Origin of the sequence: Undibacterium sp. Ren11W, from assembly GCF_049340485.1 — a bacterium.
Taxonomy (GTDB): Bacteria; Pseudomonadota; Gammaproteobacteria; order Burkholderiales; family Burkholderiaceae_D; genus Undibacterium.
In genome coordinates this window covers 1,326,688-1,340,536 of the sequence record NZ_JBMPPB010000001.1, presented here as the reverse complement: position 1 = coordinate 1,340,536, position 13,849 = coordinate 1,326,688, and the positions used below count along the sequence as shown (strand labels likewise).

Sequence of the window (13,849 nt, the reverse complement as noted above, 5' to 3'; positions counted from 1 at the left end):
CCTATATTAAACAACGTTTAATATACACTGGTTTGTTGACTGCTTCTGTAAGTATCTGATTTGTAGTGATTTTATTGGTCGGGACGGAAGGATTCGAACCTTCGACCCCGTGCACCCCAGCCGAGACTGAAAGTGGTTTAGCGCTATTGTACATGCGGGTCTTATGTGTGCAGCGTTTAATATCCAGTGAAAAGGTAAATGCCACTCTTCATCCGTAAAGCTGGCTTGAAAAATTTGATATTAAACGCTTTTTCAGGGGGAAACGAGGTTCAGGAAGTATTCGGTAAGTGGCGGTTTACTGAGCATTGATATCGGTTAATGCACTGTTTAACCGGAATGCCTAAATCATACAAACAGCGTGCAAATTCCTGCTTTTCACGCTGTTTGATAGCAAGCTATTTACTCAAGCCGACGGATTCATTGTCCTCATCCTCACCATTAAGTGCAGCTTTGCTTAGGTTATCGCGAAAAGCATTCGTAATTGCATTTACTATCCGCGCTGCGCGCTCTTCATTGTCGAGTATTGGAAAGCGCTTGCGCAGTGCCTTGGATAGTTGCTTATTTTGCCAGACGCTGCTAATGATCGTGTCAAGCAAGGGATCTGGCCCCTCCATAATTTGCTTTAAAGCTACCCTAGCACGATGGATGTTGCGGATATACAGCGCTTCATTGTGCATTTCCTCTTCTATCGTCTGCTTGATGACCTTGCCCATATATTCAACGTGAGAAGTCAAATTCGGATAGCGCCATGCATAAGCAGCGTCTTCATAGGCGTCGAAATGAAAATTGGAATCCACGCCATCCTCATATGTCTGCGAGTCAGCAAAGCGGTAATTGCTAGTGTATTGCTTCATTAGTGGTTTTGAAAAAACTTCCAGGCTCTGATCGTAGCCTACACGCGCTGAACTTGAGTGCGTGATGGTGGCTGAGATCGGCAAAATAAAAGGCTTGGGAACTGCACCGTCGCGGCGCAAGATATCATTAACCAGAAAGCGCGATATGCGGCCATTGCCATCCGACATAGGGTGTATATATACAAAGCCAAATGAGGCGATGGTCGCGCGTAATATCGGTGCGTGCCCCTTCGTGCGTGACAAAGATGCACTCAGGCCGGCAAGTAATAAAGGCGCGGATTCCCAGTGTGGGGCGATATAGTCGACTACATTCCGGTATCCGGCGTAATGACCGACAAACACAGGAGATTTTCTTACGCCATAACTTAAGGAATTTTCTCCGAGAATTTCTTTCTGTAAGCCTTCTAGGTCAGGTAACGATAAAGGATTGGGTATTTCACCGCACAGGTGTTCCATTACCATGGCAAAGCGCTTAATCCTGTCGTCCTGATCCTCTTCATGCTCAATCGCAAAACTGGCGCGGCTTTCTTTAATGGTCAGCCAAACGCTGCTACGCAAGAGTAGATCCGCGCCAAATTCCTGCTCTAAGCCGAGTAGGGCGGTCTTGCAATCATAGTCCTGTGTGCTTCGCACTTGTTCGCTCAAAACGACAACCGGGCAAAAAGCTGGTGAGCCTGGCATATTGTCACGCACGCGCCAGCGACGAACCTGATTGATCTGGGCGGCTGTGAAATATTGAGCGGGATCGAGAGCGTCTACATAGTTGCCCTGGGTGACATCGTCGACATCTAAGCGGCGCCCGCTCAGCCATTCGAAAAAAAACCCGGATCTGCGGGCATAACTGCCTGTTGATTCTCTGCGTACCCACTCTTCCAGGTGGACTGGATCTATCGCATCAAACAGACGCGCTAAGAGTTCAAGATGAATTTCCTCATGCTTGAACATGAAGGTCAAGTGACCGGAAATGCTCGGGTCCGGGCGAAAGGACTCCGGAAAATATTGCTCTTTATGAGCTAATGTCGTGATGGTCTTACGACTTCTGGCAATATAGCTCTCGACGCGCAGTGGTTGTACCAAGCGCAACTTGAAGCTTTCTTTTAACCATTTCCCTCCGACTGCATCCATACCGCGCTCGCTATCTGAAAACTCGCCACATTTCTTGCCGTAACTATCAAAAATAATTACGAAGCAAAAAAATGATTATAAATTAGTGAAATTCAAAAAAACAATTACAAATATACGCGAGATCAACATTTGATGTTGATCTAACTATCAGCGTCATGAAGTCGATTTAAACCAAAAAACCGATTATCTTGATAAAAAAATGATTGGAATTCTATATTTAAAACGTATTTCAACTATAAATTTACCTTTAATATAAGTGTTGTTTTTTTTGTATGTTGCGGTTATTTCCCATTGTTAGCCCAGCATTTATGCGCGTGATCCTTGATGCTGCAAGTCCACTGCCGCTCAGGCAGCTTATAAATAACAATGAAACGAGAGGTATCGGTCGTAAGTGGCGTCTGGATAAATTGGTGAAATTTAATTCCAATTCATGAAGAAACGTAACTATGCAGCATCGAAGCAAGGTGCAGGTACATTTCCAGAAAATGCGTAAGCTAAAGCCTGAAATAATCAGGGCGATTGCATGAAGTGGTCTCCTATCTTCCTCCTCATCGTTAAGCGAATTGTTTTGGATTTTACATTTCAAATCTAATTATTTAACAATTTCTTAAAGACAATTACTTGGATATTAACTAGACTTCGGCTTCGCTTGAGTTCCGACCGGATCTTAAGGGTACCAAAGTAATGCGACCTCGTCTTTTCGTCCAATTCTGCAGGTGGGATTGAACTGGATATGTCGCAGATTGATTAATACCAACCGCTGTCGTCCGTCATGAGTGGGCGAATAGGAAATCATGAATACCATTGCCTACTTTCTTAACTTTATTCGTACCTTTAATTTTTCTTTTGGATCGAATATTTGGCGAGAGCAGCGCATGCGCAGTTATGGCTTCTTTTGTAGTGTCTTGCTAGCGACAAGTTTTTTGGGTATCACTCAAGCGCAAGCGCAAGCGCAAGTGGTGGCGACTTCTGTCACTTCGGTGACCGATCTTGGTCGTGACCAGATCGTTAATGTGAGCATTAATTGGTCGCGTACCTTGGCAGGCAGCGGTGACAAGATCATCATACCTATTCCCGTGCAACTGACGGTCAATCCACCTAGTCCCCCAGCGGGCTGTGTCTACACTGCGCCTAGCATGGTGTGTGATGTGCCAGACGGTATTTCTGGTGACAACGGGACGATTAATTTCTCAGTCAAGGGCTTGTCGCTAGGCGGCTTTAACCTGACTGCAACGGGTACATCTCCGCCAGCGGCGACGTTCTCAGGCACGGTGCGCAGCACGGGTGACATCGTTGTCGGTAAAGCGAAAACCTCACCGGCAGGTAATCCGATTACCGGCGGCACGATAGTGTTTACCTTGACGCCAAGAATCAACTCTGGCGACGATGTGCCGATCGGCGCATCCGTCATCGTTACCGACAATTTGCCTGGCACCTCGACCGATTTTTCTTTAGGTTCAGTGAACTTTACCGGGCTCTCACCAAGTTGCAATGCGACAGTCAGTGCTAACACAACGCGTACCCTTACCTGTACTTACAGCGGTGCTTTTACCCTGGCTCAATTGAACGCCAGTTCTATTGTTCTGACAGGCACGCCAGGGAATAACGGTTCGTTTACCAATACCGTGTCCATCGCTTCCGGTAATAGCAATTACTTCGACGCCGAACCTTCAAATAATATTGCCAATGTCAACTACGTGGTTGATCCCGGTACGGATATTCAGGCGCTCGGCAGCTTCCCTTCCGCGGCGCAGATCATCGGAAGTTCGCAATCGCTTACCTTGACACATAAGAATAATGGCCCGCTCAATAGCCCCGCCAATGGCATAGTTGAAACGATAGTGCCGGCTACATTTACGATAGGCGTGTTGCCCGCCGGTTGCACACAGACCGCGGCACAATCACTTACTGTTGGAGCTACTACTTATAACGGCACTTTGGTTAGCTGTACCGTAGGCGCTTTGCTGGTCGGCGCCCAGCAAAGTTTTATTATTCCGTTGACCATGCCGGCAGCACCTGAAGCATCGAGTTTCCCAGTCGTGGTATTGCCGCCGCCTGGTCGTGCCGATACCAATATGGGCAACAATAGTATTTTGCTGCCCTATCAAATAGTGAATCCTTTTGCCGATTTACGCGCCTCCAAAAGTAAATCGCCAGGTGGTCCGCAACCCTCAGGTACGGTAGTCACCAGCACATTGACCGTACATAACGATGGGGCCAGCCCAAGCGCCGCGGCTTACGATGCGACCCATCCTTTGCGTATCGTCGATTACGCGCGTCCTGAAGAAGTCGATGGCGGCATTGTTTCAGGTGTGACTCCCGGTTGGATCTGTACTGTCGCCACTGGCATCGTAGCGCCCGTATTTATTGCTGACGTGAATAAGACGACGCGTATCGCCTGCGAAAAAGCCGGACCTGGTAGCCTGGCAATCGGCGCATCCGATGCGGTTAGTTTTACTTCTACAATAGCTCCGGTCGCTGCACCGATTGAATTGACCAATCGCGCTTGTACAGGTTCGCAAGCTTTGACTGCGCTTGGTCTGGCTGATACGGATGGCCCGCAACCGCCCGACGGTGGCCGTACTGCGAATGATTGTGCCGATGCAGGCACTGGCCTGATTGCCACGCCAGTGGTATCCGGTAAAGCGCAGGTCAGCATTAAAAAAGAGTCCTCAGTCGATAACGCAACTTACTTTGATTTGGTCGCGAATGCACCAACTTTGGCTGGCCCTGCTACAACTTTGTATTGGCGCATAACGGTCACAACACCAAGTGTGGCAGTGAATGCGATTCAGGAAACTATTCCTACCTTATTCGTGACTGACAATATTCCAGGCATCGTGAATGTCGTCACTACAGGTTCGCCGGCGCCAAGTTATCAGACGCCTGCTATCACTGTGACGACAACGCCGAATACTTTTGGCAGTTGCGCCAATATCGCTGCCGGTAGCGCCGCGCTGACCTGTAATTTTTCGAATGTACCTGCAGGCACTACGATCGTGATCGATGTACCGGTATCACGCGCGCTGACTGGTGGAACCTTAACCAATACAGCAACGTTGACGTCGCCGAACGCAATCCTGACTGCGCCTGCGGGTGGGCAGTTGAATGATAATGCGGCGGTTAATGTGGTCCCGGTAGTTGATGTGGCCCTCACCACCAAGACCGTGACACCGGCCGTACCTTCGATCGGACAGATCATTACCTTTACGATTACCGCACAAAATCTTGGCCTTGCCAATATTACCGGCAATAGTCAGTTCACCATTGCCGATACCTTGAATACGGGTGTGCCTACATTAGTGGTGCCCGCTTATGACATCATCAGTGTTACCCCATCTAACCCGGCAAAGATCAGCTGTGCTGCAAGTAACATCGTCACAGGTGCAATTAGCTGTACTAACACGGCACAAATCAACCGCTACGAAACACAGACGATCAGCATTCAGGCTCGCGTGAAGAAACCAGCGGGCATAGGCGGTGCGGCAAATAGCGTTCTGTACTCCAATGTAGTCAATACCGCGTTCGTCACGCTAGATCCAAGTTATTGCGAATTCAAAACCGAGACCGCAACGAATGGATCGGTTTCTGCTGCCTGTAATGATGCGGCGTCGACCTCCAATAACAGCAAGTCGGTCACATTTGATATCAAGGTGCCCGCGATCGATTTACAACAAGGGAAGGTCGCTGTTTATCCAGCAGGGCAATCGCAATTCCTGATTGGTGATCAATTACGTTATCGCTTCAGTGTGCGCAATGCCGGCCCTTCGCGTGCTGAAGATGTGATCATGACCGATATTTTGACGGTGCCAGCTGGCTTTCATGTCTCTATGGCTGCAGTAATGCCGGACAGACTCAATTTGGCTCCTGCAAGTTCTGGTTATGCGCTGGTCAGCAAGGCTGTCGTATGTACACAATCTGCCGCTGACGCCAATGTGATTTGCAAATTGGACGCCGTCGTTGCCAAAAGTTTTCTCGATGCAGGCCAGGAAGTAAATTTTGAAATTGCGATGGATATGAGCGGTACCGCCACCGGTCCCGTCACTTTCGGTAATAAAGTATTTGTGTGTGCCGATGAAACCAATGTGTATGAAAGCTCAGGTAAATGTTCTTCCGATCCGGCTTTGGCTGGTAATAATCTGGGGGCCGTGAATAATGTAGTGTTTCCAAAAGCTGATCTGGAAGTCGTTAGCAAAACTACTGTGACAGCATCGCCGGTAGATATTGCCCAGCCAGTTGAATATGCTATCGTCCTGCGCAACAACGGTACTGCCACAACACCGAAAATGCGTCTGGTCGATACCTTACCCACCGGATTTGAATGGATCAACAGCGGTGCGCAATTGCCCGTTGCATCAGTCACGACAGGTAGCGCCGCTACGCTGAGCGGTGCTTTGGTTGTTGCCAATGCTGTGCCAGCAAACGGTACAGACAATGTTTGCTTTATCTCTAACGGCATCATCAATGTCACAACGCTGGCGCAACAACAAGACATTACCTGTGATATCGGCGGTATTTTCCCGCCGGGTGTTGCCAACACTATTACGCTGAAGTTATTTGCGCGTGCCAAGCCAGGTTTGTATGACGGTTCTGCGCCGAACGCGCTTTACCTGGTGAACCGCACGAATAACGCCAGTATTTTCCCAGGTAAAGACGCCACCGGAACTGAAATTTCTGTCGATAATAATCCGGCCAACAATACCAAGACCGCTACGGTACAAGTGCAAGGCGCTAAAATCGCCGGCCGTGTTTTCCTGGATCTGAACAATAACGGCGATCAGGACGATACGACGCTGATCACTGATCAGGGTATCGGTGGCGTGACAATAACTTTGACGGGTACTGACAAGTACGGAAATGCCGTGTCACGTAGCGTAACGAGTAGTAGCGTTGCGGCGGGCCCAATTTCTTTGCGTGGTGACTATCTGTTTGATAATTTGACACCATCTGATGCTGCCGGTTACACCATTACCGAAACGCAGCCTGCTGCCTACGGCAATGGCGCACCGCAAGCAAATACGGCGCGAGCTGTCCGAAATGCAACCAGTAGCAATGTGACGCCTAACGGTGCGAGTTATGGTGCGAGTAACACGGCGTCTACCAGTGTATTGAGCGGTATAGTGCTGGCAGGTGGCGCCAATGGCGTGCAGTTCGATTTTCCGGAAACTCAGCGTCCTTATTTATCTGGCTTCGTTTATCTGGATGCGAATAACGACGGTGTGAAAGATCCGGCCGATGCAGGTATCAATGGCGTGACCATGACCCTGATCGGCTGTTCCTCAGGTCCGAATGGCGTGCTGGATACTCCAGGCCCGATAGGTGCCGGGCCCGCGGTCTGTGCCGGCGACGATAGAGTCGTGAGCAAAACACTGGTCACTGCAACCGATGCAACTTATGGCGCAGGTTACTATCAATTTGCCCTCGATGAGCCTGGTCGTTACACCGTGATTCAGCAAGCTGCACAGCCGGCAGTTGCGGGTGTAGTTAGTTTGCGCGGCAAAACTACGGCGGGTACTGTTGGCCTGGTAACTAGTCCGCCAGGCAGTAATGATGGCGGTACCCGTGGCAAGGTCAACACCACCGCTAGCAACGTCGGCGGTACAGCCGGTGTATTGCAAGAAGTAAATAGCACGGTCGCCGCCAGCCAGTTACGCGACGTGGTGATAAACAATAGCGCGGCTATTTCTATCAATAATAATTTCGGTGAAATTTTGCCAGCCAGTATCGCTGGTGTGGTGTACACAGAAAGAGGAGTGCTTAACTCTAATTACACACTGGGCGGTGACTGGCCGTTTCCGGGTGTGAGTTTGACACTCACTGGTACTGATGACTTGGGCCAAGCGGTCAGTCTGACTACGACTACTTTGGGTGATGGCAGCTACGTTTTTAATAATCTGCGTCCTGGCACTGTGTATCAAGTTTTGAAAACCAATCCGTCTCCAGCGGTCATTAACGAAGTCGGTGGTGCCTTTCCCGGTAAAGATGTCGCTAATGTAGTGCGTGGTGCGCGTCTGAATGACAACACAATTACGGCGATAGCTTTAGTGTCCGGTACTAAGGTCACGCGAACTAATTTTGCCGTAACCAATGGACCAGAGCCTATCGCCCCACCTTCATTTCAGATCGTTAAAAATCACCTCGGCGATATTCAGAGTGGTAAGTCTGCTGTCTATACGCTGAAGCTAACGAATGTCGGCAGTAGCGCAAGTACCGATGTATTGCACTTCAGTGATTTGCTGCCCGTTGGCATGAGCTTAAGTGCAAGTAATCCTCTGCTTGCTTCGTCCGGCATTATTAGTGGCGTGATTGTGAACGGCCAGATGGTCACGTTTTGGCTCACGCCGATTGCGCCGATAACGGCTGGTCAAAGCCTGACTATCACGGTCAACGTTGATGTTGCAGCGACGGCTAGCGGCACTTTGCTTAATTATGCTGCTGTCGGTGGTGGCGGAGAACCTTTTGTAGAGCTTCCGGCAGGTCCAGCTTGTAACGATGTGAATCATTGCAGTAAAGATCCTGTGACGATAGCTCCGCCGATTCCGCCGGCGATCAAACCAACTCTCAAGCTGACAAAAACACGTAGCGGTTCTTTGGTGGTCGGTAAACCTGGTGTATATGTGCTGACGATAGCCAATACCGGTAGCGTTGCTAGTGTAGGTTCCCTGACGTTGAGTGATCTGCTACCAAATGGCATGAGCCTGATCAGTGTTAATCCTATCATCAGTGTTGCAGGTGCGATAGATAAGCTGACTGTCAATGGTCAACTCGTGAAGTTTGAGTTCACACCCACAGTAGCGCTTGAGGCAGGCAAGAGCGTAGCGATCACGGTGAACGTCAATGTGGCTTCTGCCGCGGTCGGCAACGTGATTAATTATGCCAGTTTGAACGACGATCCTTTGGTCGATATGCCGCCTGGACCAGCGTGTGGCAACGTTGAACATTGCAGCAGCGATGCGACGGTGATCAAGGGACCCCCAGTATTAACGCTGACTAAATCCGCTCCAGCCGTGTTCAGTTTGGGCGGTACGGGTGACTATGTCCTGACCATCAAAAATCAAGGTGAATCAGCGACTGACGGTGTCTTGCACTTAATCGAAAAATTGCCAGCAGGATTGAGCCTGAATGCAGCAATGACGAGTAAAGATGGCGTAATCTCCAATGTCTTAAGCAGCGGTAATGTGACGGACGGTGTATTGCTGCATTTTGATTTCACGCCTAGCCAGCCTTTGATCGCGATTAATGGAATCAACAGTATTACGGTACCCGTCTCGGTAGGGCTGACAACGATCTCCGGTGTTATCACTAACTATGCGTCAGTGGGTGGTGGCGGTGATCCTCGTGATAACGGCAATCCGCCGAATCCGGGTGTCAATTGTGTTGATTTGCGCTGCGCTAATGCGCCATCAACCGTGACTGGCAATGCGATGTTGACGATCAGTAAAACGGCCAGCAAAACGGAAGCAGAGCTGGGCGATATGGTGACTTACACCGTGACGATTGCGAACATCGGTAATTCTCCAGTGCCGCAACCAAATATTATTGATCGCTTGCCTGCGGGCTTCCGTCTGATCGACAACAGCTCGCACGTCACTGGTGCCAAATTGATGATGTTGCAAGGTGCACCTGGCGCGCAACTGACTTACGTACTCGATAGCATTAATCCAGGTAAGAGTGTGACGATTAGCTACCGCGTGCGATTAGGTGTGGGCTCGATGCAAGGCGATGGTGTGAACCGTGTCTACGCGCAGTGTCCATACAACAGCAATCAAAATTGCTCGAACGAAGCACGTGCCAGAGTGCGCGTAACGGGTGGCGTGTTCACTAATAACGCTTGTATCACTGGTGCCATTTATGTTGATTGCAATGGTAATCAGATCAAGGATAAGGAAGAGCTGGGTATTTCCGGTGTGCGTATGTATGTCGAGGATGGTACTTTCCTCATCAGTGATAGCGAAGGTAAATACAGCTATTGTGGCCTGTCGCCAAAAACGCATGTACTGAAAGTGGATCAGACCACCTTGCCGCGTGGTAGCCGTATGGTCACTAGTAGCAATCGCAATGTGGGCGATGCCAATAGCCTGTTCCTTGACCTCAAGAATGGCGAATTGCAACGCGCTGACTTTATCGAGGGCTCGTGTTCCAACACGGTGCTGGAGCAAGTGAAGGCGCGCCGCACTCAGGGTGAAATCAGCGCTCCGCATACCGAGAAAAAAGGTGGCGACGCTTTGATCTTCGAGGGCAAGGCCGCTAATCACCCGCAAGAGGGAAGTGACAGCGCCAATCAGCGCATTGTCAAGCCGCGTACAGATAGCGCCAGCTCAAAGAAAGCAGTGTTGGAAACCGATAGCGAGCGCGATACACCTGTGCAGCGACTGGAAATCAACCAGGGAGCACGCCGTGCTAACTAAACTTAATTTCAAGACGAACTCCGCCATGCATTTAATTTCTAACACCCCGCGTACAGCTCGCTCGCCAGCGCGGAAGTTTGCCAGTCGTGGCTTGCGCTATTCGGCATTGGCTTTGGCGATTGCCAGCGCCTTACCTTTGTGGGCGCAAACCAGTTTCAATAGCCAGCCAGCTAATTTACTTGGCAGCGGCAATAGTAATTTGCCTGCCAATTCTCCCCGTGTGTTTGCGGCCCAAGTTGCTGAAGTGGACTACTCTCTTAATAGTAAAGTGGCTTTGATCCGCGTTGCCGTTGCGCAGAATAGCCTGCCTGCCGATGGTCAAACGCCAGCGCGCCTGGCTATTAGTGTGCGCGGTCAAGACGGTGAGCTATTGCAGGGCACGCTCTACCTCACGGTGGAAACCAGTGCCGGGCGTATCCAGATTCCCGGTGCGAGTACTGATGAATTCGGTCCTGGCAGTTTGGATCAAGATAAAGTGACACGCAGCACACAAGTTAAAGTCATCGACGGTAAAGCTGACTTATTGTTGATAGCACCTTCGCTGCCGCAAGATGTGACTGTGCGTATTACCGCGGGGCGCGTGCGTGCCGAAGGCATTATCAGCTTTGTACCCGAATTGCGTGAGATGCTGGCAGTCGGTCTGGTGGAAGGTATCATTCGTTTCGACGCAAAATCACCTCTGCAATTAACGGGTGCACGTCGTGATGATGGTTTTGAACAAGAGATACACAATTTTGCCAATAGTAGTAAAGAGGGCAAACGCTACAGTGCATTGCGCAGCGCTTTTTTCCTGAAAGGGAAGATCAAGGGCGATGCCTTGCTGACCATGGCCTACGATTCCGATAAAGATACTTATTCGCGTTTGTTCCGTTCTGTTCGTCCTGATGAATATTACGCAGTGTATGGCGATTCATCGCTACGTGGCTTTGACGCGCAATCGAGTTCGAAGATGTATGTACGCGTCGATAAAGATAAATCGTATCTGCTCTGGGGCGACTTTAATACCGGTGACGGATTTAGTCAGCAAACCGGTGGCGGTAATGTGGCAAATATCCGCAAGCGCGATCTGGGTAATTACAGTCGTTCCATGAACGGTGCACGCGCTCACTACGATCAGGATGGCATCTTACTCAATGGTTTTGCGACTAAAGATAATCTGGTGCAATTGGTTGAGGAATTTCCCGCACAAGGCATTTCGGGACCTTTCGCGGTCTCCAAACATGATGCGGTAGCAGGATCAGAGAAAGTAGAAATCATTACGCGTGATCGTTATCAACCGTCAGTAATACTTTCTACTACGTCTTTGCAACGCTACGCAGATTATAGTTTTGAACCATTTTCTGGCCGCATATTGTTGAATCAGCCTTTGCCTTCGGTTGATATGAACGGCAATCCTAAATCTCTGCGTGTGACTTATGAAGTCGATTCTGGCGGCGAGACATTTTGGGTAGTGGGGGTGGACGGCCAGATCAAAGCGGGTGAGCGTACCGAGTTTGGTGCCAGTTATGTTTCCGACAAAAATCCGTATGCGCCTTACACTTTGATGAGTGCCAATGCGAGCTATAAACCTGGCGAGAATTCCAGCATTGTTGCTGAATTTGCGCGTAGCAATAGTGTGCTGGGTGCATCAACTACTGGTGGTGCCTATAGCCTTCAACCAGCGTATGGTCAGCCTGCTCCGGCGGGCGGCAGCTTGCAAGAGGTAGAAGGCAATGCCTGGCGCATAGAGGCTTTGCATCAGGATAACACCTTGAAAGCGCGCTTGTTTTTGGGTAGAAGCGATGCATATTTTAATAATGCGGCAGCGTCGCTCAGTCAGGGTCGCGAAGAAGCTGCGTTAAAAGTCACGGATACACTTAATGAGCAATGGACGGCGTATGTCGAAGGTACCCATAGCAAGCAAAGAATCGCCGATGCATCACGCGATGCTTTTTCTGCGGGTGCGATCTACGCGGTAAATTCTTCATGGGATATCGATCTGGGTCTCACGCATACCAAGGAAGAAGCGGGCAATTACGCTGGTGCTTTGCTGAGTCTGGGATCAGGTTTGTTAGTCGATCCACAATCGAAGCTAGGCTTTGGCTACGGTTCCAGCCTTATCAATCCGCAGACTGGATATGGCCTCGATGGTGGTAACTATGGCTTGGCTGGCGTCAGTTATAGCAGCACAGGTTTGCGTCTGCGTTCTACTTATCGTGTAAGCGAAAAAGTAGATGTCTTCGGTGAATATGAACATGGTGTAGACGGCGCTCAATATCATCGTGCTGCACTCGGTGCCGCATATCGTTTTAGTGAAGTGGGGCGCGTCTACGCCAAGTATGAATGGACCACGGGCCTGTCATCGCCACAGGCGGTGAATGGCATCTACGACAGCAATGCTTTTGTATTAGGCCTGGATACCGAATATCTGCCTAACCAAAAAGTATTTTCCGAATATCGTATGCGCGATGCTGTCAGCGGCGAGCAATTGCAATGGGCGAACGGAATGCGGAATTCCTGGAACCTGAGCGATACCGTCAAATTATCGACGTCAGCCGAATACCTGCGCATCTATCGTGGTGAGACTCAAGACGCGTATGCGCTGACCGGTGGAGTGGAGTGGCGGCCGAATGAATTGTGGATGTTGGGTGCGCGTCTGGAATGGCGTCGCCTGAAGGATGGCTCCGCCAGCCAAAGCAAGTCCAATAGCAGTATTACACCTACAGCACCAGCCATCCCCGTTCTCTTGGCGGGCAACGATACCTGGATGTCTACGCTGACTGCAGCGCGCAAGATCAATCGCGACTGGACTTTCCTTGGGCGTAATTACTTGCTCGATACCGACAATCGTGGCCATAGTGGTAACCGCTGGGAAGACAAGTTGCAATTAGGTCTGGCCTATCGCGATACCGATACCAATCGCTTCAGCGCTCTGGCACGTTATGAATATTGGGTACAGCGTGACAAGAGCGGTAGCAATAGTTACTTGCCACCTTACGGTAGTGATGGCTTAAGCGCTTATCCAGGCGATCCAACTGCCAGTCAGGGTTTTGACAAACATATCGTTTCGCTGCAAGGCGAATATCATCCATCCCGGCCATGGTGGTTGAGCGGACGTACGGCAGCTAAATGGCAGCGTGATCATTATGAGCTTAGCGATGCATTCTATAGCGCCTATCTGATCAGCGGCCGGGCGACTTATGACATTGCCAAACGTTGGGATATCAGTGGACTTGCCTCCAATATGTATAGCCCGCAAGGCAAAGCAAGGCAGCGTGCGCTCGGTGTAGAGCTAGGCTATCAGCTGCAAGACAATTTGTGGTTATCTGCCGGCTATAACTGGCGCGGCTACAGTGATCGTGACTTGATAGGCAATGACTACACCAATCGCGGCGTCTTTTTGCGTATCCGTTTTAAATTTGATGAAGACTTGTTTGCTGCGCGTAATCCTGCTAGCAATCCGTCCTTGGCGCGGTAGTTCGC

3 protein-coding genes are annotated in these 13,849 nt (G+C 50.0%); 2 read left to right on the top strand and 1 reads right to left on the bottom strand.

Going from position 1 to position 13,849, the window contains the following annotated elements; all coding sequences use genetic code 11:
- Positions 1–395 precede the first annotated feature (395 nt).
- Positions 396–1,979: a Fic family protein gene (locus tag ACO0K8_RS05920; protein ID WP_422945690.1), complete on the bottom strand. Its 1,584-nt coding sequence runs from the start codon at positions 1,977–1,979 to the stop codon at positions 396–398.
- A gap of 794 nt (positions 1,980–2,773) precedes the next feature.
- On the opposite strand from ACO0K8_RS05920, the gene ACO0K8_RS05915 reads away from it, so the two are divergent.
- Together ACO0K8_RS05915 and ACO0K8_RS05910 are read left to right on the top strand one after the other, a co-directional pair.
- Complete coding sequence (locus tag ACO0K8_RS05915) at positions 2,774–10,387, top strand: SdrD B-like domain-containing protein (RefSeq protein ID WP_422945689.1); 7,614 nt, start codon at positions 2,774–2,776, stop codon at positions 10,385–10,387.
- Positions 10,377–13,844 carry a hypothetical protein gene (locus tag ACO0K8_RS05910; RefSeq protein ID WP_422945688.1) on the top strand — a complete coding sequence of 1,156 codons (3,468 nt, stop codon included), beginning with the start codon at positions 10,377–10,379 and terminating at the stop codon, positions 13,842–13,844. Before ACO0K8_RS05915 ends, ACO0K8_RS05910 begins: the two co-directional genes overlap by 11 nt.
- Positions 13,845–13,849: the final 5 nt, after the last annotated feature.